Raw genomic sequence first — 21,931 nt, forward strand, 5'->3', positions numbered from 1 at the left:
GGCCCCTCGCTGTTCCCCACCACCGAGCACCCCCAAGCCCCTTCGGGCTGTTGCCGAGCCACATCCAGCTCCCCGGCGATTGCCGAGCAACCTCAAACCTCTCCGGCGATTGCCGAGCAACCTCAAGCCCCTCCGGCGATTGAGGAGCGGGGGTCCGGGGGCGGAGCCCCCGGGTGCCGCCGCCCACGGCAAAGGGCCGGGCCCCGGGGAAAACCCCGGGGCCCGGCCCTCAGCCTGCCGACGGCTACGCGCTCAACGCGCGACAGCCGCTCAGTTGTCGTCCTCGTCGATCAGGAACCCTCGCATCGGCGAAGGCGCCTGCTGCATCGGCTGGGGCGCCTGCGGCCGCACCGGTGCCATCGGCTGAGTCATAGCCGGGGACATCTGCTGCTGACCACCGTACGAGGGCGCACCGCCCATGGACGGGTTGCCGCCCATCTGCGGGCTGCCGTGACCGCCGTGGTTGCCACCCATGTGACCCATGGCACCCGCACCGGCCGGAGCCAGCGAGGGCGACGGCGGCAGCGAAGCGGCCGCCGGGGTCCGCGGCGGAGCGAGCGAGTCGTCCGCCTGGGTCTCCAGCTGACGCAGCTGGCTCTCCAGGTAGGACTTCAGACGCGTCCGGTACTCGCGCTCGAAGCCACGCAGGTCCTCGACCTTGCGCTCCAGCGTCGCGCGGGCCGACTCCAGGGAGCCCATCGCCACGCGGTGCTTCTCCTGCGCGTCCCGCTCCAGGGCGTCCGCCTTGGCACGCGCGTCGCGCTCCAGGCCCTCGGCACGGCTGCGCGCCTCGCCGACGATCTTGTTGGCCTCGGAACGGGCCTCCGCGATCGCCTGGTCGGCGGTCTGCTGCGCCAGGGAGAGGACACGGGCGGCGCTGTCGCCGCCGGGGCCCTGCTGCTGCTGCATCTGCGGCGGCTGCTGCTGCTGCATCTGCTGCATCTGCTGTTGCTGCTGCTGCTGGGGGTTGTGACCACCCATCGGGCCGCCCATCGGGCCACCCATGGGACCGCCCTGCATCGGGCCGGGGCCGTGCGGGCCCTGCGGACCGGGGCCGTGCGGGCCCTGGGGCCCGTGACCGCTGGGACCGGCGGGCAGCTGCGGCGCGCCACCAGGCAGCTGGGGCGGACCCATCTGCGGGGGCTGCTGCTGCTGGACCGGCGGACCAGATATGGCGGCCGGCACCGGTGCGCCGGGCCGGTCCTGCTGCTCCGGCTTGCGCATACCTTGCTGCTGCTGGTTCTGCGCGGCGGCACGCGTGGCGGCGGCCAGCTTGGCGCGCAGGTCCTCGTTCTCACGGAGCAGGCGGGTCAGCTCCGATTCGACCTCGTCGAGGAAGGCGTCAACCTCGTCCTCGTCATAGCCTTCTCGGAGGCGGACCGTCGTGAACTGCTTGTTCCGCACGTCCTCGGGGGTCAGCGGCATCTCTTCTTCACCTCTACGTAGTCGTCGGCAGTCGGCAAGACCGTATCGCTCACACCTTGATCACGACGCTGATCAGGATGGAAACGATGATCATCAGAACGAAGAAGGACAGGTCGAGTGCCACGCCCCCGAGACGCAGCGGCGGAATGAACCGCCGCAGGAGCTTGAGCGGTGGATCGGTGATCGTGTAGGTGGCCTCAAGAACGATCACCATCGGCTTGCCCGGCTGCCATGAACGTGCGAACTGGAAGACGTAGTCCATGACAAGCCGGAAGATCAGCACGATGAGGAAACACATCAACGCGATGTAGACAACACTTTGAGCGACGCCCATCCTCGCGCTTCCCTCTCCCCTGGCTCTCGTAGCTCCGGCCTCTCGGCCGGGTTGTTCCCGGTGTCGTGTTCTCAGCTCTGGTTGAAGAATCCGCCCTCTGCGATGCGGGCCTTGTCCTCCGCCGTGACATCGACGTTAGCAGGCGACAACAGAAAGACCTTCTGCGTCACTCGCTCAATGCTGCCATGGAGACCGAAGACAAGTCCCGCGGCAAAGTCGACAAGTCGCTTCGCGTCCGTGTCGTCCATCTCCGTGAGATTCATGATCACCGGAGTGCCCTCACGGAAGTGTTCCCCGATGGTACGGGCCTCGTTGTAGGTCCTGGGGTGCAGCGTGGTGATGCGGTAGGGCTCCCGCTCGGACACAACCTTGGGCATGATCACCGGTGCGTTCTTCTCCAAGTTCGAGCGTTCAGGTGTGATGGATGCCACGGGGGCGATTCGGGCGGGTCGCTCTCGTTCGGCCGGGATCTGGACCGGCTCCCGCTGCGCCGGAGGCTGCACCGCTCGTACCGGTTCGTCCCGTTCCCGTTCCACCTGATGCGCTGGCTGGTGCCGGCGCCGGTCCCGCTCGGGTTCCGGCTCGGGTTCGAATTCGTCGTCGGGGTCGAACCCCGGACCGTCGTACCCATCGTCCTCCACGAGGCCGAGGTAGACCGCCATCTTGCGCATCGCGCCGGCCATGCTCTGAGTCCTCCGCTCTGTGGTGGATCGGCATCTGTCACCAAGTGCCCGCGATCCACTGTGGCCTACCCGCCGTGGGCGGTAATGACCATATTTTCTGCTGTGGTCCGACTTGCTTGGCGACGTTACCCGAGCCCGGGTCGGTCTCCGAGTACCGCAGTACCGACGCGCACATGTGTCGCTCCGGCCGCAACCGCGTCCTCGAGGTCCGCACTCATCCCTGCGGAGACCATGTTCGCAGCCGGATGGTTCCCGCGCAGCCGGGATGAGATTTCCATCAGCCGGTCGAACGCCGCCCGTTGCCTGCCGGCGAACGGCCCGGCGAGCGGCGCGACGGTCATCAGACCGGCCAGCCGCAGCCCCGGGGCGGATTCGACCGCGGCGGCCAACTCCTCGATCCCGTCGGGTGCGACGCCGCCCCGCTCTCCCCGTTCGCCGCTTTCCGCGTCGAGCGCAACCTGGATGAGACACCCGAGTTCGCGCCCGTCACGCCCCTCACGCGCAGCCGCCGCGGAGAGCGCCGTCACGAGCTTGACGCGATCCACTGACTGCACGACATCGGCATAACTCACCACAGAACGAACCTTATTCGTCTGCAATTGACCGACAAAATGCCATCTGAGGGACAGATCAGCACATGCGGCGGCCTTGGGAGCCGCGTCCTGGTCGCGATTCTCCGCGACATGGCGCACGCCGAGTTCGTGCAGAATCCGCACATCGCTCGCGGGGTAGGTCTTGGTGACCACGATGAGGGTCACTTCTTCCCGCTTGCGGCCGGCGGCGGCGCAGGCGGAAGCAATGCGTTCCTCCACCTGTGCGAGATTTGCTGTGAGTTGAGCCCTACGGTCCGTCATGCCCTATCAGTCCAACCAGACATATCCGGCGAGCCGCCCCGTGGTGCGGTCGCGTCGGTACGAGAAATGGTCGCCCGATTCGAGAGTGCAGAAGGGCGACATGTGCCGGTCGGTGACCCCGAGGGCATCGAGCTGGGCATGGACTCCGGCCGTGACGTCCACGGCCGGGGTCCCCCAGCTGGTCTCGGACCAGGAGGCGGGGACGCTCGCGGCGACCTCGTCCCGCATGGCGGCCGGGACCTCGTAACACCGTCCGCAGACGGCCGGCCCGGTGCGGGCGATGATCCGCGCCGGGTCCGCGCCGAGCCGGACCATGGCCCCGACGGCTGCGGGGACGACTCCGGCGACCAGACCGGGACGCCCCGCGTGTGCCGCCGCGACGATCCCGGCGACCGGGTCGGCGAGGAGCACGGGGGTGCAGTCCGCGGTGAGGACGGCGAGCGGGAGTCCGCGCCGCGCGGTCACCACCGCGTCCACGGCGGGAATCCCGGGGGCGTCGCCCCACGGTCCGTCGACCACGGCGACGTCCCGGCCGTGGACCTGGTTCATCCAGACGACCCGCGCCGGGTCGAGACCGCGGCTGCGGGCGGCGCGCTCGCGGTTGGCGAGAACGGCGGCGGGGTCGTCACCGACCGCGCCGCCGAGGTTGAGCTCCGCATACGGGGCGGCGCTCACCCCTCCCCACCTGTCGGTGAAGGAGAAGTGGGCGCCGCCCCCTGAAGAAACCGAGTCCTTCGAGTTCACTGCGTGTTGCGGATCTATCACTTCAAGAAATCCGGAACATCCAGCTCTTCCGCCTGGGAGTCCTGGTAGGGACGGGCCGGCGGGACGTGCGGCGGAGCGACCGGCGGGAGGTGGCTCTCATTGGCCACCGGCACCGGCTCGTTCTGGACCGGGGACTCCTCGCGCGGGGGCACGGAGCCCAGTCCGCTCGTCTGGCGCACGGGCTCGGCGGCCCGGACCGGCGGAGCCGACTCCTCACGCTTGGCGGAGTTCGCGCCCAGGACGTTCTCGCGACGGGTCGGCGGCTGTCCGCCGTCGAAGCCCGCGGCGATCACGGTGACCCGCACCTCGTCGCCCAGTGCGTCGTCGATGACCGCACCGAAGATGATGTTCGCCTCGGGGTGCGCCGCCTCGCTCACCAGCTGGGCGGCCTCGTTGATCTCGAAGAGACCGAGGTCGCTGCCGCCGGAGATGGAGAGCAGGACACCGCGGGCGCCGTCGATGGACGCCTCCAGGAGCGGCGAGGAGATCGCCATCTCGGCCGCTGCCACCGCACGGTCGTCGCCGCGCGCGGAGCCGATGCCCATGAGCGCCGATCCGGCCTCGGACATGACCGACTTGACGTCGGCGAAGTCGAGGTTGATCAGCCCCGGGGTGGTGATGAGGTCGGTGATGCCCTGGACACCCGAGAGCAGTACCTGGTCGGCCGACTTGAACGCGTCGAGCACGCTGACCTGGCGGTCCGAGATGGACAGCAGTCGGTCGTTGGGAATGACGATGAGGGTGTCGACCTCTTCGCGGAGTTCGGCGATGCCGTCCTCCGCCTGGTTCGCGCGACGCCTGCCCTCGAAGGTGAACGGGCGGGTGACCACGCCGATCGTCAGGGCGCCGAGCGAGCGCGCGATGTTGGCGACGACGGGGGCGCCACCGGTTCCGGTGCCACCGCCTTCGCCTGCGGTGACGAAGACCATGTCGGCCCCCTTGAGGACCTCCTCGATCTCTTCACGGTGGTCCTCTGCCGCCTTGCGACCGACGGCCGGGTTCGCCCCGGCGCCGAGGCCACGGGTGAGTTCACGGCCGACGTCGAGCTTGACGTCGGCGTCGCTCATCAACAGGGCTTGCGCATCAGTGTTGATCGCGATGAACTCGACGCCCTTGAGACCGACCTCGATCATTCGGTTGATGGCATTGACACCACCGCCGCCGACACCGATGACCTTGATGACTGCGAGGTAGTTCTGCGGTGCTGCCACGTCGAAGGCCTCTCGCCTCGAGTTACGTGTCGTCGCTGGCGGTAGTCCCGCCGCGACGACGGATGCCGATTGGGACGGTCCGAACGCCGACCCGAACCCTAACGTTGAAGTTTAGGGTTACCAGTGTGTCTGCTTCATGGACTCTTCCGAACAGGACACTAAGTCGACAAGTGGCGCACGTTCAACGAACACGCCGAACCTCCCGTTTTTCTTTTCACCCTATGTGATCACCCGTAGCGCTGACCAACCAGGGTGCTGGCCAGGCCGAATGCGCGTCAACTGCCCGACACCGCAGGAGCGGTGGGTGCACTCACGTCGAAGTGTCCTGCTTTGGGAGCGGCTTTCATGAGCGCGATGAGCACTTTCGCCTTCACCGCACCTTCTTCACCACTCCCCCAGATCACCTCACGGTCCCGAGTGAGTTCCAGGGAGACCGAATCGTACGAGGTGACCCGCACGACCTCGGTGTCCCTGGCGACGCCGTCCGGGAGGCCGCCCGCGACCCGGACCGCCTCCCGCACCAGCCGGTCGCTGCCGAAACGGTGCAGACTCGCTGACCGACCCGGGGTCAATTCCAGCAGAGGTACACGCCGGGGCGCCTTGTCCACCGTGGCGAAGCGCACGCCTTTGGCGTCCACTTCAATGAACTTTGCGCCCTTTTTCACCAGCAGAACCGGCTTTCGTTCGGTCACCTTAAGTCCGATGCCGTGCGGCCATGACCGTACGACATCCACCGAGTCGATACGAGGCAACTTCTGGCGCAACCGGTTCGCGATGGAGTCCGTGTCCACGGAAATCAGCGGAGCGCCCATCGGCACCGCCGCGGCGGCCTCCACCTCGGCGGGTGACAGCACGTCGACACCGGTGATCCGGACCTGTTCGGTCCGGAGCCAGGACGAGCCGTAGAGCGCCCAGACGGCGCCGGAGCCGACGACCAGCACGGCCGCGGCGATCACGATCAGCAGCCTCAGCCGGGACATCCGGCGCCCCCGGGCGTCCGGGCGCGGCGGCCGGTCCGGGGTGTCCTCCTGCTGCCCTGCACCGCGCTGGGCGGTCGTCGGTCCGGCCACGCTCGCTCCTTATGCCGGGTCCGGGGGCGCCGCCCCCGGACCCGTCCGCCTCACGCGCCTCGGCGTGCGGCAATCGCCTCGTACACCATGCCGACCAGCAGGTCGTCGGCGTCCCGGCGGCCGAACTCGGCGGCAGCACGGGACATTTCATACAATCGGTGCGGATCCGCCAGCACCGGAAGGACGTTGCCCTGGACCCACTCGGGAGTGAGTGCCGCGTCGTCCACCAGCAGCCCGCCGCCGGCGTTGACCACCGGCTGGGCGTTGAGCCGCTGTTCGCCGTTGCCGATCGGCAGCGGGACGTAGGCGGCGGGAAGCCCGACGGCGGTGAGTTCGGCGACGGTCATCGCGCCCGCGCGGCAGAGCATCATGTCGGCCGCGGCGTACGCGAGGTCCATCCGGTCCACATACGGTACCGGGATATAGGGCGGCATACCGGGCATGTTGTCCACGCGCGGCATTTCGTTCTTCGGGCCGACCACGTGCAGGATCTGGATTCCGGAGCGCTGCATCAGCGGGGCGACCCGCTGGACCACCTCATTGAGGTGCCGGGCGCCCTGCGAGCCGCCGGAGACCAGCAGCGTCGGCAGGTTGGGGTCGAGCCCGAAGGCGGCACGCGCCTCAGGACGGACCCGGGCCCGGTCCAGGGTGGCGATGGTGCGGCGCAGCGGGATCCCGATGTAGCGGGCACCGCGCAGCTTGCTGTCGGGGGTGGAGACGGCGACCCCGTGCGCGTACCGCGAACCGATCTTGTTGGCCAGGCCCGGCCGGGCGTTGGCCTCGTGCACCACGATCGGCACCCCGGCGCGTTTGGCGGCGAGGTAGCCGGGCAGCGCGACGTAGCCGCCGAACCCGACCACGCAGTCCGCCTTGGTCCGTTCCAGGATCTGCTCGGCGGCCTTGATGGTGCCGCGCAGCCGCCCCGGGACGGTGATGAGTTCGGGGGTGGGCTTGCGCGGCAGCGGTACGGCCGGGATCAGGGCGAGTTCGTACCCCCGCTCGGGTACGAGTCTTGTCTCGAGTCCGCGCTCCGTGCCGAGAGCGGTGATTCCCACGCTCGGGTCCTGCCTGCGCAGGGCGTCCGCGAGGGCAAGCGCGGGCTCGATGTGGCCGGCGGTCCCCCCACCGGCGAGTACGACATGCACCGAAATTCACCGCTCTCCGGACGGACGCTTCTTGATGCGCCGTCTCATCGTCTTCCATCTCACCCCGGGCCTCCGCATGGCCAGGGCCGCCTTCGCGGCGGGATCCTCTCGCGCGAACGCGATCAGCAGCCCGACAGCGAACATGGTCGGCAGCAGGGCCGACCCTCCGTAGGAGAACAGCGGGAGCGGGACACCGGCGATCGGAAGCAGACCGAGCACCGCACCGATGTTGATCACGGCCTGAGCCGTGATCCAGGTGGTCACACCTCCCGCGGCATACCTCACGAAGGGGTCCTCCGTGCGTCCGGCCACGCGGATACCCGCATAGCCTAGAGCCGCGAAGAGGGCGAGTACCGACAGCGTCCCCGCCAACCCCAGTTCCTCCCCCGTGATGGCGAAGATGAAGTCGGTGTGAGGTTCGGGGAGTTGACCCCATTTTTCCACACTCGCACCGAGCCCGGATCCGAACCAGCCGCCGGACGCCAGAGCGTAGATACCGTGTACGGCCTGCCAGCACGAGCCGCCCGGTCCGGGTTCGCTGGCGCCCATGCAGTCGAGCCTGGCCATCCGGTTCGGACTGGTCTTGATCAGTACGAAGCCGATCAGGCCGGCGGTGGCGAGCACTCCGGCGAACAGCCGCGTGGGCGCCCCGGCCAGCCAGAGCAGCCCGAACAGGATCGCCGTGAGAATGATCGCAGTGCCCATGTCACCGCCGAGCATGATCAGCCCGAGCAGCATGAAGGCGACCGGGACGAGCGGCACGAGCATGTGCTTCCACTGGTTCAGCAGCCGCTTGTCCTGTTTGCGGGCGAGCAGGTCGGCCCCCCACAGGACGAGGGCGAGCTTGCCGAACTCGCTGGGCTGGAGCTGGAAGGGGCCGCCCAGGTAGAGCCAGTTCCGGTTGCCGTTGACCGACATCCCTATCCCCGGCACCTGGACCAGCACCATCAGGAAGACGGCGCCCGTCAGCAGCGGGTAGGACAGGGCGCGGTGCAGTTTCACCGGCATCCGGGCGGCGACCGCCATCAGCCCGGCCCCGATGACGGCGGCCAGGAACTGCTTGCGGAAGAAGTAGGTGCCCGGCTTGTCGAGTTCCAGCGCCTTGATCATCGAGGCGGAGTAGACCATGACGAGCCCGAGCACGGTGATGAGCAGCCCGGCACCCAGGATCAGGTAGTACGCGGTCAGCGGGCGGTCCCAGGCCCGGCGTGCCTGCTCGTAGAAGCGCCGCACACCGCCGCCGCGCGGGGTGCGGGGGCCTCCCGTGCTCCTGGAGCGGGCCGCGGGGGGCCGCCGGGAGCCGGGAGCCGACCGGACGCGCAGGGCGAGTCCGTCCGGCAGCGGGGCACCCCCGGTCGCGAGGAGGGACGGATGGAGCGCCCGGCTGATCGCCGTGGTCGCCCGTGAGCGCTCCCTGCCGCGTGCGGCAGAGCTCTCTTCGGCCGGCATGGTCCTGTCCCCTCCACTGCTCGTGCCCGGGGCTTCGGCGCCGAGTGCCCGCGGCCGCGGCACAGCCGTACGTACCCGGTTGTCCCGGGACGGTACGGCGCGGAGGCCGGGTCCGTCAGGCGCTCTCGGCGACGAGTGCGCGGACGGCGTCCGCGAAGGCCTCGCCCCGCTTGTTGTAATTGACGAACATGTCCATCGAGGCGCAGGCCGGGGCCATCAGTACGGTGTCTCCCGGCCGGGCGAGCCGTGCCGCCTCGCGGACCGCCTCCGACATCGCCCCAGTGTCGGTCCGGTCGAGGTCGACCACCGGGACCTCGGGCGCGTGTCGCGCGAGGGCTTCGCGGATCAGGGCTCGGTCGGCGCCCATCAGGACGACGCCCCGCAGACGCTTCGCGCACCCGGTCACCAGCTCGTCGAAGGTGGCGCCCTTGGCCAGGCCCCCGGCGATCCAGACGATCGGGTCGTAGGAGGCGAGGGAGGCCTCGGCGGCGTGGGTGTTGGTGGCCTTGGAGTCGTCGATGTACGTGACCCCGCCGGCCTGCGCGACCTGCTCGATGCGGTGCGGGTCCGGGCGGAAGGCCCGCAGCCCGTCCCGTACGGCGGCCGGTGCGACGCCGTAGGCGCGGGCCAGCGCCGCGGCCGCCAGCGCGTTGGCGATGTTGTGCGGGACGGGCGGGTTCACGTCCCCGACCTCGGCGAGCTCCTGCGCCTGCTTCTGCCGGTTCGTCACGAAGGCGCGGTCGACGAGGATGCCGTCGACGACGCCGAGCTGGGAGGGGCCGGGAGTGCCGAGGGTGAAGCCGATCGCCCGGCAGCCCTCCTCGACGTCCGCGCCGCGCACCAGTTCCTCGGTGGCGGGGTCCTCGACGTTGTAGACGCAGGCGACTTCGTTGCCCTCGTAGATCCGGCCCTTGTCGGCGACGTACGCCTCCATGGAGCCGTGCCAGTCGAGGTGGTCGGGGGCCAGGTTGAGGACGGCCGCGGAGTGGGCGCGCACCGAGGGCGACCAGTGCAGCTGGTAGCTGGACAGCTCGACGGCGAGGACGTCGTACTCCTGCTCGCCGAGGACGGCGTCCAGGAGCGAGACGCCGATGTTGCCGACGGCCGCGGTGCGCAGCCCGGCCGCCTCCAGGATCGAGGCGAGCATCCGCACGGTCGTGGTCTTGCCGTTGGTGCCGGTGACCGCGAGCCAGGGGGCCGGTGCCCGGCCGTCCCTGCCGCGCAGCCGCCAGGCGAGTTCGACGTCGCCCCAGACCGGGACGCCCGCCTCGGCGGCCGCGGCGAACAGCGGTTTGTCGGGCTTCCAGCCCGGGGTGGTGACGATGAGCTCGGTGGACTCGGGCAGGGTGGCCCCGTCGCCGAGGCGCACGGTGATGCCCTGCGCCTCCAGCTCCGCGGCCTGGGCGCGGGAGCGCTCGTCGTCCCCGTCGTTGACGACAGTGACGACGGCGCCGAGACCGCGCAGCACCCGGGCCGCCGGGATCCCGGAGACCCCGAGTCCGGCGACCGTGACGTGCTTGCCCTGCCAGTCCGTGCTGCTCACTTCTTGGCTGCCCATCCTGCGTAGAAGAGGCCGAGACCGACGATCACGCACATGCCCTGGATGATCCAGAAGCGGACCACGACAAGGACTTCGGACCACCCCTTGAGTTCGAAGTGGTGCTGGAGCGGCGCCATCCGGAACACCCGCTTGCCGGTCATCTTGAACGAGCCGACCTGGATGACGACGGACATCGTGATCATCACGAAGAGACCGCCGAGCACCGCCATCAGGAACTCGGTGCGGGAGCAGATCGCCAGACCGGCGAGCGCGCCGCCGAGGGCGAGCGAACCGGTGTCACCCATGAAGATCTTGGCGGGCGAGGTGTTCCACCACAGGAAGCCGAAGCAGGAGCCCATCAGTGCGGAGGCCACGACCGCGAGGTCGAGTGGATCTCGCACTTCGAAGCAGGCGCTCGGGTTGGTGAGGGTGGCCGCGTTGGCGCAGGACTCCTGGAACTGCCAGAGCCCGATGAAGGTGTACGCGCCGAAGACCATCACCGACGCACCGGTGGCGAGGCCGTCCAGACCGTCCGTCAGGTTCACGCCGTTGGACATGGCGAGAATCATGAAGAGCGCCCAGACCACGAACAGCACCGGGCCGATCGACCAGCCGAAGTCCTCGACGAACGAGAGCTTGGTGGAGGCGGGGGTGTTGCCGCGGGCGTCGGCGAACTGGAGCGAGAGCACCGCGAAGGCGATGCCGACGATCAGCTGACCGGCCATCTTCGCCTTGGCCCGCAGGCCCAGCGAACGCTGTTTGACGATCTTGATGTAGTCGTCGAGGAACCCGACGAGTCCCATGCCGGCCATCAGGAAGAGGACCAGCACACCGGAGAAGCGCATGTCCTCGCCGGTGATCACCTTCGCCAGGACGTACGCGATGATCGTCGCCAGGATGAAGGCGATGCCGCCCATGGTGGGCGTGCCCTTCTTCGATCCGTGGCTGCGCGGGCCGTCGTCCCGGATGAACTGCCCGTATCCCTTGCGGGCCAGCAGCTTGATCAGCAGCGGGGTACCGACCAGGGTCAGGAAGAGCCCGATGGCCCCCGCGAAGAGGATCTGCCTCATCGGCCGGCGACCTCGCCCTCGGTCGCGTTATCCAGCAGTGCCATGACAACCTGCTCCAGGCCGACCGACCGGGACGCCTTCACCAGCACGACGTCTCCCGGGCGCAGTTCACTGCGCAACAGGTCGACGGCAGCCTGTGCGTCGGACACATGCACCGACTCCTCACCCCACGAACCCTCGTTGTATGCGCCCAGTTGCAGCCAGGAGGCTTCTCTGCCCCCGACCGCGACGAGCTTGCTGACGTTGAGCCGGACGGCGAGCCGTCCGACCGCGTCGTGCTCGGTGAGCGAGGCGTCGCCGAGCTCGGCCATCTGGCCGAGCACCGCCCACGTACGACGCCCCTTCCCCATGGCGGCCAGCGCGCGCAGCGCGGCTCTCATGGATTCGGGGTTGGCGTTGTAGGCGTCATTGACGAACGTCACGCCGTCCGGACGCTCGGTGACCTCCATGCGCCAGCGGGAGAGGGTGCCCGCCTCGGAGAGCGCCTCGGCGATCTCGTCTGCGGACAGGCCCAACTCATGGGCGACGGCGGCCGCGGCGAGCGCGTTCGACACGTGGTGCTCACCGTACAGGCGCATGGTCACATCGCTGCACCCGGTGGGTGTGTGGAGGCGGAACGCGGGCCGTCCGTCGTCCGTGAGCCGCACGTTCTCTCCCCGTACGTCCGCATCCGCGGCTTCACCGAAGAGCAGGACGCGGGCCTTGGTGCGGGAGGTCATGGCGCGTACGAGCGGGTCGTCGGCGTTGAGGACGGCGAGGCCGTCCTCGGGCAGCGACTCGACCATCTCGCCCTTGGCCTGGGCGATCTGCTCGCGGCCGCCGAACTCGCCGATGTGGGCGGTGCCGACGTTCAGGACGAGGCCGATCCGGGGCGGGACGAGGCCGGTGAGGTAACAGATGTCCCCGATGTAGCGGGCACCCATTTCGAGGACCAGGTGCCGGGTCTCCTCGGTGGCGCGCAGCGCGGTGAGCGGCAGCCCGATCTCGTTGTTGAGGTTGCCCAGCGGGTAGACGGTGGGGCCCTTGCGCTCCAGGAGCTGGGCGATCAGGTCCTTGGTGGAGGTCTTGCCGGCGGACCCGGTGAGGGCGACCACGGTGGTGCCGAGGCGCCCGGTGACGGCGCGGGCGAGCGCGCCGAGCGCCGCCACGACGTCGTCCACGACGATCGCGGGAACGCCGACGGGGCGGGCGGCCAGGACGACTGCCGCGCCCGCCTCGACCGCGCGCTGCGCGTAGTCGTGGCCGTCGACCCGTTCGCCGGCGAAGGCGACGAAGAGGCTGCCTGGCTTCACCGCGCGGGAGTCGATGACGACCGGCCCGCTGACGGTTGCTGCCGGATCCGGTATGTCGTACGACTGCCCGCCGACGATTTCGGCGATCTCGGCGAGGGAAAGGGCGATCACTTGGTCATCCCTGACTGTTGTTCTCGTGGGTGGCGGCACGGTGGGCGGAGCTCTCGTGTCCCAGGGACCGCTCGATGGCCTCGCGCAGGACCACCCGGTCATCGAAGGGGCGCACCACTCCGTGGATGTCCTGGCCCTGCTCGTGGCCCTTGCCCGCGACGATGACGGTGTCGCCGGGCCCGGCCCGGCCGACCGCGGCGGCGATGGCGGCGGCCCGGTCGGCGTCGACCAGGACGTCACCGCGCTCGTGCACGGGCACCTCTGCGGCGCCCGCGAGCATGGCGGCGAGGATGCCCAGGGGGTCCTCCGAGCGGGGGTTGTCGGAGGTCAGTACGGCGGTGTCGGAGAGGCGTGCCGCGGCTGCGCCCATCGGACCGCGCTTGGTGGTGTCGCGGTCGCCGCCGCAGCCGAGGACGATGTGCAGCTTGCCCTCGGTGACCTTCCGCAGGGAGCGGAGCACCGATTCGACGGCGTCGGTCTTGTGCGCGTAGTCGACGAGCGCGAGATACGGCTGTCCGGCGTCGACCCGCTCCAGCCGGCCGGGCACCCCGGGCACGACGGCGACGCCGTCGGCCGCGATCTGCGGGTCGATGCCCGCGACCGCGAGGGTGACGATCGCGGCCAGGGTGTTGGCGACGTTGAACGGTCCGGGCAGCGGGGCCCTGGCGGTGGCCCGTTCGTCCTTGGGGCCGACGACGGTGAAGGTGGAGCCGAGCTGGCCGACCTCGACGTCCTCGGCCCGCCAGTCGGCGTCGGGGTGGCCCTCCGCGGAGAAGGTGGTGACCGGGACGGAGGCCTCGGTGATCAGCCTGCGTCCGTACGCGTCGTCGAAGTTGACGACGGCCTGCCTGCTGCGCTGCGGGGTGAACAGCCGTGCCTTGGCCTGGAAGTAGTCCTCCATGCCGGAGTGGAACTCCATGTGCTCGGGGCTGAGGTTGTTGAAGACGGCGACGTCGAAGACGCAGCCGTCGACCCGGCCGAGCACCAGGGCGTGGCTGGAGACCTCCATGGTCACCGCGTCGGCACCGCGTTCGCGCATGACGGCGAGCAGGGCCTGCAGATCGGTGGCCTCGGGGGTGGTCCGTTCGGACTTGATGCGTTCGTCGCCGATCCGCATCTCCACGGTGCCGATCAGACCGGTGCTGCGTCCTGCGCCGCGGAAGCCGCCCTCGATGAGGTAGGCGGTGGTGGTCTTGCCGGAGGTACCGGTGATGCCGATCTGGAGCAGGTCGGTGCCCGGGTGTCCGTAGATCTCGGCGGCGAGTTCCCCCATCCGGCCGCGTGGGTCCTCGGTGACCAGCACCGGGAGTCCGGTGGCGGCGGCGCGTTCGGCGCCCGCCGGGTCGGTGAGGATGGCGGCCGCGCCGAGGCCGGCCGCCTGGGCGGTGAAGTCGGCGCCGTGGAGGCGGGCACCGGGCAGGGCCGCGTAGACGTCTCCGGGGCGCACGGCCCGGGAGTCATGGGTGATGCCGGTGACTTCGCCGGTGCCGGGCGGTTCGACTCCCAGCCTGGCTGCCAGCGTAACCATGGAGGTCGGCCGCAGCCGATCCGGGCGGGGCGCTCCCGGGTAGTTCACAGGGGCGTCCTTCTGGGTGGTTCGGGACTGTTCAGCGTGGGGCACGGCGGTGAGCGTACCGGGAGCACCCGGCCTCTCGCGAAGTGAGGGGGCGGGGTCGCGGTGGTTCCCGTTCCGGTTCCCGGGATCAGGGGTGATGGTTGTCACTGGAGGGTCTCCCCGAGTTCACTCGCCGGGTTTGAAGGACACCGGCAGCCTGGCCGGCTCGCTGCCGGACGGTGCGGTCTGAAGCGTCTTGAGCGCGAATTCCATGACCTGCTTGTAGATGGGTCCGCAGATCTGGCCGCCGAAATAGCCGCCCTTGGTGGGGTTCTGGATCGCACAGTAGACGGTGATCTGGGGGTTGTCGGCGGGTGCGAAGCCGGCGAAGGAGGCGGTGTAGCCGTGGTAGCCGCCGCGCAGCGGATCGACCCGGTTGGCCGTACCGGTCTTGCCCGCGACCCGGTAGCCGGGGATCTTGGCCTGCGTTCCGGTGCCCTCCTGGTCGCCGACCACCGACTCCAGCATGCTCGACAGTGTCCTGGCGGTCTTCTCGCTGACCACCCGGGTCTGCTCGGGTGCGTCGGCGGCGGTGAAGCGGCCGTCGGCGCCCTTGGTGCCGCGGACGAGGGTCGGTGCGATCCGGACCCCGCCGTTGGCGATCGTGGAGTAGATCGAGGCGGCCTGCACGGCGTTGAGCGAGAGGCCCTGGCCGAACGGGATCGTGTACTGCTGCGAGGTCGACCAGTCCTGCGGCTTGGCGAGGATGCCGGGGGTCTCACCCGGGTAGCCGAGTCCGGTCGGTGAGCCGATGCCGAATTTGCGCAGGTAGGAGTAGAGCGTCTTGTTGGCCTGGGCCTGGGTCTTGCCGAGCTGTCCGGCGGCCATGATGGTTCCGATGTTGCTGGACTTGGCCAGGACGCCGTTGAGCGTCAGGTACCAGGTGGGGTGGTCGATGTCGTCCTTGAACTGCCGGTCGCCGCGGTGCAGCCGGTTCGGGACGGTGACGTGGGTGCCGGGGGTGGCGACTCCTTCCTCCAGCACCGCGGCCATGGACATGACCTTGCTGGTGGAGCCGGGCTCGTACACGTCCTGGAGCGCGGCGTTGCCCAGCGACGCCGCGTCGGCCTGCGAGAGGTCGTTGGGATCGAAGCCGGGGGCGTTGGCCATGGCCAACACCTCGCCCGTCCGGGTGTTCTGGACGACCACGTAGCCGCGGTCGGCCTTGGACTTCGCCACCTGTTCGGAGATGGCCTTCTGGGCCGCCCACTGGATGTCGCGGTCGATGGTCAGCTCGATGTCGGAGCCCGCGACGGCCGGGACCTCCTTGGTGCCCGCGGTGGGCACCCGGCGGCCGCCGGACTGGGCGTACTTGATCGTGCCGTCCTCGCCCGCCAGCTCCTTGTCCAGCTGCGACTCCAGGCCGCCCGCGCCCTTGCCCTCCGCGTTGACGTAACCCAGTATCCCGGCGGCCAGCCCGCCGTTGGGATAGACCCGCTTGGTGGTCGCCTCCTGGAAGACGCCGGCCAGCACGTTGGCTCCGCGGCCGCCGGCCGCCTCGTCCTTCGCGGCCTTCTCGGCGAAGACCGACTTGAGGTCCTTGATCTGCTTCCAGACCTGCGGGGTCTGCCGGCGGGCCAGCACCGCGTACCGGCTCTTCGGCTTCGCCAGCTTCTTCCTCAGCTCGGCGGCGTCGACGCCGAGGATGGGCGCGAGCAGGGCCGCCGCCTGCTGGGGGGCGTCCGGGGCGTTGCTGTCGGCCGGGGTGAACATCTTGGGGTCGGCGGTGATGTCGTACGCGTCGACGCTGGTGGCCAGCGCGATGCCGCTGCGGTCGGTGATCTCGCCGCGCTCGGCGGCGACGGTGTAGCTGAGGTAGCGGTTCAGGTCGGCCTTGGCCGCGTACGCGTTGGCGTCGACGGCCTGCACCTGGAGGAGCCGGACGACGAACGCGATCATGACGAGCGTCAGGGCGAGGCTGACCAGCCGCAGCCTGGGGCGCGGACTGCCGAGCCGCAGCGGGCGGCCGGAGCGGCTGCGCGGCACCTGCCCGCGCGCGGCGGACGAGGAGCTCCGCTTCGCGTCGGGGCGGGGGCGGCCGGAGCGGGGCGCCGCCTTACGGGGGCGCGCCGGGCCGGGGACCCGGCGGCGCGGTGGTTCCTTGGAAGGCACTGCGTCACCTGCCGGGGCTCGTGGAGGGCTGGTCTGCCGGGGTGCTGGGAGTCGCCGGTCCGGCCGCGTCGGCGGCGGGCGTACTCGGTTGGGCGGCGGCGGTGCCGGTCGTGCTGCCGGAAGGGGTGGGGCCGGGCGGACCGGAGGACGCCGCCGGGCTCGTGGTGGCCTGCGGCGGCGCGGTGGTCTCCTGCGGCGGCGTGGGGGTCGGCTCGGCGGTGGCGGTCGACGGCACACCCCGGACCGTGCCGTCGGGACCCAGGAAGACGGGGCTGCCGCCGGGGACCATGCCCAGTTCCCGGGCGCGCCGGGCCAGGGCGTCGGGCTCCGCGGAGCTGTCGACGTCACGCTGGAGCGCCTGCTGCTCGTCGGTGAGGTCGGTGGTGCGCTTCTTCAGCTCGCTCAGCCGGAACGATCCTTCGTTGAGCGCGGAGTTCAGCAGCAACAAGGTGATCAGGCCGCCGCCCAGGAGCAGGACGACCAGCAGGACGAAGGGGGCACGGGCCGCGTTGCTCGGCCCGGCCGGCATCAGCCGGGAGAGCCGTGCGGCACGCCCTTTCAACTGCCCGGCCGCTTTGCTCACCGCGCCGCCCCGTCCCTCGGCCGCGTCCGCACGCCGGGGCTCCGGGGGCTCATCGCTCCTCCGCCCGGATCCGCTGGGCGCCGCGCAGCCGGGCGGGGGCGGCGCGCCGGTTCTCGGCGACCTCCTCCTCCGTGGGCAGCTCCGCGCCCCGGGTCAGCAGCTTCAGCCGGGGCTGGTAGCGCTCGGGGACGACCGGCAGCCCGGCCGGAGCGGTGTTGGCGGCGCCCGCCGCGAACACCTGCTTGACCAGCCGGTCCTCCAGCGAGTGGTACGAGAGGACGGCGATGCGGCCGCCGACGGCGAGGCTCCGGACAGCGGCCGGGATCGCCCGCTCCAGCACGGTGAGCTCGCCGTTGACCTCGATGCGCAGCGCCTGGAAGGTGCGTTTGGCGGGGTTGCCGCCGGTGCGCTTGGCGGCCTGCGGCAGCGAGTCGCGGATCAGCTCGACGAGCCTGGCGCTGTTGGTGAAGGGCTCCTTCTCGCGCTCGCGGACGACGGCGGAGACGATCCGCTTGGCCTGCTTCTCCTCGCCGTACGCCCGCAGGATCCGGACCAGTTCGCCGGGCGGATAGGTGTTGAGCACCTCGGCGGCGCCGATGCCGGTCGTCTGGTCCATGCGCATGTCGAGCGGGGCGTCCTGGGCGTACGCGAATCCGCGGTCGGCCTCGTCCAGTTGCATGGAGGAGACGCCGAGGTCGAACAGGATCCCCTGGACCTTGGGGACGCCGAGCCGGTCGAGCACCTCGGGCAGTTCGTCGTAGACGGCGTGCACCAGTTCGGCGCGGTCGCCGTAGGGGGCGAGGCGCTCGCCGGAGAGGCGCAGCGCCTCCTTGTCCCGGTCCAGGGCGATCAGCCGGGCGGTGGGGAAGGCGGCGAGCAGTGCCTCGCTGTGTCCGCCGAGGCCCAGCGTGCAGTCGACGACCACGGGCGGCTGCGGTCCCGGTGCCTCAAGAGCCGGGGCCAACAGGTCCAGGCACCGCTGGAGCATCACCGGGACGTGTCGGGTCTGGCTCATGCGCCCTCTCAGGCTCAGGTCCCGGGTGGCTGTACGTACGGCCTGGTCCCCGCCCGCTCGCGAAGGGGAGGTCCGCCGGCGCCGGGGAAGGGGCGTCAGCCGACCGGCGAGCGGGAGAGGGCCGGGCCGTACGTACGCCGCGCACACGGGGAAACTTCGGAATGTGCAGGGTGTCGGTAACTTCCCGTCACTTTAGACCGACCGGCAGTCGGTCTTGTTCCACCCTGCCATTCGATCGATTCCCGATCAATCAACCCGGCAGCGCGTCGGCCCTCCCTTTGTTCACCCGGCCGGGCGACCGGGTGTGAGGCTTGTGGGTTACCTCACAACAAACGTCGTTGATGTTCTTTGTCCGCTTCCACGCCACGCCGGAGCGGCCCTCGCGGCTAACGTCTTGTCCATGTCGACTTCCGCGCATTCCCCCGCCGAGCCGTCCGCCCCCGTCGCAGGCCAGGTCCGCACCGGCGGGACGGTCACCGACCGCCTCGTCGAGGCGAACGTCCACTACGCCTCCGAGTTCAGCGATCCCGGGATGGACGCGAAGCCGGTGCTGCGCGTCGCCGTGGTCGCCTGCATGGACGCCCGCCTCGACCTGCACAAGGCACTCGGCCTGGCGCTCGGCGACTGCCACACCATCCGCAACGCGGGCGGCGTGGTCACCGACGACGTGATCCGCTCGCTGACCATCAGCCAGCGGGCCCTCGGCACCCGCAGCGTGATCCTGATCCACCACACGAACTGCGGCATGGAGTCGATCACCGAGGAGTTCCGCCAGCAGCTGGAGGGCGAGGTCGGCCAGCGCCCCGTCTGGGCCGTGGAGGCCTACACCGACGCGGACCAGGACGTACGGCAGTCGATGCAGCGGGTCCGCACGTCGCCGTTCCTGCTGCACAACGATGACGTGCGCGGTTTCGTCTTCGATGTGACCAGCGGTCTGCTGCGCGAGATCTTTCCGGCTTCCTGACCTCCGGAAAGACCCGGAAAGACGCAGTCCGGCATAGAAAAACACCCCCAACCCGACATATCGGCACCAGTTATCCACAGGCGAGTGACACGAAGCGGTAACGGCAACAAGAATGCGGGGGTGACACCCCGTCGGACGCCGTCCGCCGCGGTGTCCGTGTTTCGGGGTGGGCCGGGCCGCACGAGGGCGCCGGCCCGTGACTGGGGAATCCCGTGCTCCTGGTGAGCGCGGGGCAGGGCCGAGGAGGGCCGGGTGACGACCTATGACGAGCGAGCGAGCCTCACAGATCTGACCACCACAGCGGAGCGGGTGCGCAAGTCGGTGGAGAGTGTGATCGAGGGCAAGCCTGAGGTCGTACGGCTTTCGCTGACCGTGCTGCTCGCGGAGGGACACCTGCTGATCGAGGACGTCCCCGGTGTCGGCAAGACCATGCTGGCCAAGGCGCTGGCACGGTCCATCGACTGCTCGGTGCGACGGATCCAGTTCACACCGGACCTGCTGCCCTCGGACATCACCGGGGTGTCCATCTTCGATCAGCAGCGCCGCGAGTTCGAGTTCAAACCGGGCGCGATCTTCGCCCAGATCGTGATCGGCGACGAGATCAACCGCGCCTCGCCCAAGACCCAGTCCGCGCTGCTGGAGTCGATGGAGGAGCGTCAGGTCACGATCGACGGGCACACCTACGAACTGCCCGACCCCTTCATGGTCGTGGCCACCCAGAACCCGGTGGAGATGGAGGGCACGTACCCGCTGCCCGAGGCCCAGCGCGACCGGTTCATGGCGAGGGTGTCGATCGGCTACCCCAGCCCGGAGGCCGAGCTCCAGATGCTCGACGTGCACGGCGGTGTCTCGCCCCTGGACGACCTCCAGCCGGTGGCGCACGCACACGACATCGCGAAGCTGATCGAAGCGGTGCGGACGGTCCACGTCGCCGACGCCGTCCGCCGGTACGCGGTGCAGCTGGTCGGGGCCACCCGCAGCCACCCCGATCTCAGGCTCGGCGCCTCGCCCCGCGCCACCCTGCACCTGCTGCGCGCGGCGAAGGCCTCCGCGGCGCTGAGCAGCCGGGACTACTGCCTGCCCGACGACGTGCAGGCGCTGGCGGTCGCGGTCCTCGCGCACCGGCTGCTGCCGACCGCCCAGGCCCAGCTGAACCGCCGTACCGCCGAGCAGGTCGTGCTGGAGATCCTCCAGCAGACACCGGTGCCGACGGCGGCGGGCGGTGCGGGCATCCCGGCGCCGCAGCACCAGCCGGGCGCCGCGTACGGCAGCCGGCAGCCCGGCGTACGGCGGCCCTGATGAGCCCCGGGGGGCCCACCGCGATGGACGACAGCGACGGCAAAGGCGGTCTGCGGGCCGCTCTGAGCGGGCTGACCACGCGCGGCCGATCCTTCCTCGCGGCGGGTATCGCCGCCGCGGTCTGCGCGTATGTGCTGGGCCAGGGAGACCTGCTGCGCGTCGGGCTGCTGCTCGCCGTGCTGCCGCTGGTCTGTGTGACGGTGCTCGTCCGGACCCGCTACCGGGTCGCGGGCACCCGGCGCCTCTCGCCGTCCCGGGTCCCCGCGGGCTCCGAGGCCCGGGTCCATCTGCGGATGGACAACGTCTCGCGGCTGCCCACCGGTCTGCTGATGCTCCAGGACCGGGTGCCGTACGTGCTCGGCCCACGCCCCCGCTTCGTCCTGGACCGGGTGGAGGCGGGCGGCCGGCGCGAGGTGTCCTACCGGGTGCAGTCCGATCTGCGCGGGCGCTATCCGCTGGGCCCGTTGCAACTGCGGCTGAGCGATCCGTTCGGGATGTGCGAGCTGACACGTTCGTTCAGCGCGTACGACACCCTCGTCGTCATCCCGCGCACCGAACCGCTGCCGCCGGTGCGGCTGGCGGGCGAGTCCTCCGGGTACGGCGAGGGGCGGCAGCGGTCGCTGGCGCTGGCCGGCGAGGACGACGTGATCCCGCGCGGCTACCGGCACGGCGACGATCTGCGCCGCGTCCACTGGCGCTCCACCGCGCGCTACGGCGAGCTGATGGTGCGCCGCGAGGAGCAGCCGCAGCGGGCCAGATGCACGGTGCTGCTGGACACCCGGCAGACCGCGTACCAGGGGACGGGGCCCGACTCGGCGTTCGAGTGGGCCGTGTCGGGGGCCGCCTCCGCGGTGATGCACATGCTGGAACGGGGCTTCACGGTCCGGCTGCTGACGGACGAGGGCAGCCCGCTCCCGGGCGAGGGGTCGGACGGTTTCGCCGGCTCCGGCCAGGACTCCGCGGCCGCGGCCGGGCTGATGATGGACACCCTCGCCGTCGTCGACCACTCCGACGGGGGCGGTCTCTCCCGTGCGTACGACGTGCTGCGCGGCGGCAACGAGGGCCTGCTGATCGCGTTCCTCGGCGACCTGGACGAGGAGCAGGCGGCCGTGGCCGCCCGGATGCGGCAGCGCAGCGGTGGCGCCGTCGCGTTCGTGCTGGACAGCGCCGCCTGGGTGCACGGTGAGTCGCCCGCCGCCGAGGCGGCCTCCGAGCAGCGGCTGCGGCTGCTGCGCGAGTCGGGGTGGACGGCGGTCGCGGTGGGGCCCGGAACGGATCTCGCCCCGCTGTGGCAGCAGGCGAGCCATCTGGGTTCGCTGACGCAGTCCGCCGCCGTGGGCGGCGCGACGGGCGGTACGACAGGTTTCTCCGGTGGTTGGTCATGAGGGGACGGG

General features: G+C 70.5%; 19 protein-coding genes. 3 read left to right on the forward strand and 16 right to left on the reverse strand.

The features are described 5' to 3' along the window. Window positions 1-270: 270 nt before the first annotated feature. The 16 genes from ACIO3R_RS05240 to rsmH form a co-directional block, all read right to left on the reverse strand. Window positions 271-1,425, reverse strand: a complete 1,155-nt coding sequence (locus ACIO3R_RS05240; RefSeq protein WP_402103473.1) for a DivIVA domain-containing protein — start codon at window positions 1,423-1,425, stop codon at window positions 271-273. 49 nt (window positions 1,426-1,474) lie between these two features. Continuing rightward, window positions 1,475-1,759: a YggT family protein gene (locus ACIO3R_RS05245; protein WP_385028995.1), complete on the reverse strand. Its 285-nt coding sequence runs from the start codon at window positions 1,757-1,759 to the stop codon at window positions 1,475-1,477. A gap of 71 nt (window positions 1,760-1,830) precedes the next feature. Next, window positions 1,831-2,442, reverse strand: coding sequence for a cell division protein SepF (locus ACIO3R_RS05250; protein WP_073735522.1), 612 nt, complete (start codon window positions 2,440-2,442; stop codon window positions 1,831-1,833). 125 nt (window positions 2,443-2,567) lie between these two features. Further along, window positions 2,568-3,296, reverse strand: a complete 729-nt coding sequence (locus ACIO3R_RS05255; protein WP_402103476.1) for a YggS family pyridoxal phosphate-dependent enzyme — start codon at window positions 3,294-3,296, stop codon at window positions 2,568-2,570. Between the two features lie 6 nt (window positions 3,297-3,302). Next, a complete protein-coding gene (gene pgeF / locus ACIO3R_RS05260; RefSeq protein ID WP_402103479.1) occupies window positions 3,303-4,061 on the reverse strand; it encodes a peptidoglycan editing factor PgeF in 759 nt (252 codons plus the stop codon). After that, window positions 4,058-5,272, reverse strand: coding sequence for a cell division protein FtsZ (gene ftsZ / locus ACIO3R_RS05265; protein WP_363021379.1), 1,215 nt, complete (start codon window positions 5,270-5,272; stop codon window positions 4,058-4,060). Before ftsZ ends, pgeF begins: the two co-directional genes overlap by 4 nt. A 275-nt stretch (window positions 5,273-5,547) precedes the next feature. Beyond that, the gene (locus tag ACIO3R_RS05270; RefSeq protein WP_385028986.1) at window positions 5,548-6,342 is read right to left on the reverse strand and encodes a cell division protein FtsQ/DivIB; all 795 of its coding nucleotides are present in this window, start codon (window positions 6,340-6,342) and stop codon (window positions 5,548-5,550) included. Between the two features lie 50 nt (window positions 6,343-6,392). Continuing rightward, a complete protein-coding gene (gene murG, locus ACIO3R_RS05275; RefSeq protein ID WP_123469986.1) occupies window positions 6,393-7,487 on the reverse strand; it encodes an undecaprenyldiphospho-muramoylpentapeptide beta-N-acetylglucosaminyltransferase in 1,095 nt (364 codons plus the stop codon). A 6-nt stretch (window positions 7,488-7,493) separates the two neighbouring features. Further along, window positions 7,494-8,936: a putative lipid II flippase FtsW gene (gene ftsW / locus ACIO3R_RS05280; protein WP_402103485.1), complete on the reverse strand. Its 1,443-nt coding sequence runs from the start codon at window positions 8,934-8,936 to the stop codon at window positions 7,494-7,496. A 115-nt stretch (window positions 8,937-9,051) separates the two neighbouring features. Continuing rightward, window positions 9,052-10,479 carry a UDP-N-acetylmuramoyl-L-alanine--D-glutamate ligase gene (gene murD, locus ACIO3R_RS05285; protein WP_402103488.1) on the reverse strand — a complete coding sequence of 476 codons (1,428 nt, stop codon included), beginning with the start codon at window positions 10,477-10,479 and terminating at the stop codon, window positions 9,052-9,054. Beyond that, window positions 10,476-11,546, reverse strand: coding sequence for a phospho-N-acetylmuramoyl-pentapeptide-transferase (mraY, locus tag ACIO3R_RS05290; protein ID WP_123469991.1), 1,071 nt, complete (start codon window positions 11,544-11,546; stop codon window positions 10,476-10,478). Before mraY ends, murD begins: the two co-directional genes overlap by 4 nt. Further along, on the reverse strand, window positions 11,543-12,949 hold the full coding sequence (murF, locus tag ACIO3R_RS05295) for a UDP-N-acetylmuramoyl-tripeptide--D-alanyl-D-alanine ligase (RefSeq protein WP_385028977.1): 1,407 nt from the start codon (window positions 12,947-12,949) through the stop codon (window positions 11,543-11,545). The genes mraY and murF overlap by 4 nt, the downstream gene beginning before the upstream one ends. 4 nt (window positions 12,950-12,953) lie before the next feature. Further along, window positions 12,954-14,672 (reverse strand): UDP-N-acetylmuramoyl-L-alanyl-D-glutamate--2,6-diaminopimelate ligase, encoded by a 1,719-nt coding sequence (locus tag ACIO3R_RS05300; protein WP_385028975.1) that lies wholly within the window; start codon window positions 14,670-14,672, stop codon window positions 12,954-12,956. 18 nt (window positions 14,673-14,690) lie between these two features. Then, window positions 14,691-16,676, reverse strand: a complete 1,986-nt coding sequence (locus ACIO3R_RS05305; protein ID WP_402103493.1) for a peptidoglycan D,D-transpeptidase FtsI family protein — start codon at window positions 16,674-16,676, stop codon at window positions 14,691-14,693. Between the two features lie 4 nt (window positions 16,677-16,680). Next, window positions 16,681-17,259 (reverse strand): hypothetical protein, encoded by a 579-nt coding sequence (locus tag ACIO3R_RS05310; protein ID WP_385028969.1) that lies wholly within the window; start codon window positions 17,257-17,259, stop codon window positions 16,681-16,683. 49 nt (window positions 17,260-17,308) lie between these two features. Beyond that, the gene (gene rsmH / locus ACIO3R_RS05315) at window positions 17,309-18,274 is read right to left on the reverse strand and encodes a 16S rRNA (cytosine(1402)-N(4))-methyltransferase RsmH (RefSeq protein WP_385028965.1); all 966 of its coding nucleotides are present in this window, start codon (window positions 18,272-18,274) and stop codon (window positions 17,309-17,311) included. Between the two features lie 400 nt (window positions 18,275-18,674). On the opposite strand from rsmH, the gene ACIO3R_RS05320 reads away from it, so the two are divergent. The 3 genes from ACIO3R_RS05320 (at window position 18,675) to ACIO3R_RS05330 (ending at window position 21,922) form a co-directional block, all read left to right on the forward strand. Beyond that, entirely contained in the window at window positions 18,675-19,238 is a 564-nt protein-coding gene (locus tag ACIO3R_RS05320) for a beta-class carbonic anhydrase (RefSeq protein WP_385028962.1), read from the forward strand. A gap of 252 nt (window positions 19,239-19,490) precedes the next feature. Continuing rightward, a complete protein-coding gene (locus ACIO3R_RS05325; RefSeq protein WP_385028959.1) occupies window positions 19,491-20,537 on the forward strand; it encodes an AAA family ATPase in 1,047 nt (348 codons plus the stop codon). Continuing rightward, the gene (locus ACIO3R_RS05330; protein WP_385028956.1) at window positions 20,537-21,922 is read left to right on the forward strand and encodes a DUF58 domain-containing protein; all 1,386 of its coding nucleotides are present in this window, start codon (window positions 20,537-20,539) and stop codon (window positions 21,920-21,922) included. Before ACIO3R_RS05325 ends, ACIO3R_RS05330 begins: the two co-directional genes overlap by 1 nt. The last annotated feature ends 9 nt before the right edge of the window (window positions 21,923-21,931 follow it).

Origin of the sequence: Streptomyces sp. NPDC087428 (assembly GCF_044744085.1) — a bacterium.
Classification (GTDB): domain Bacteria; phylum Actinomycetota; class Actinomycetes; order Streptomycetales; family Streptomycetaceae; genus Streptomyces.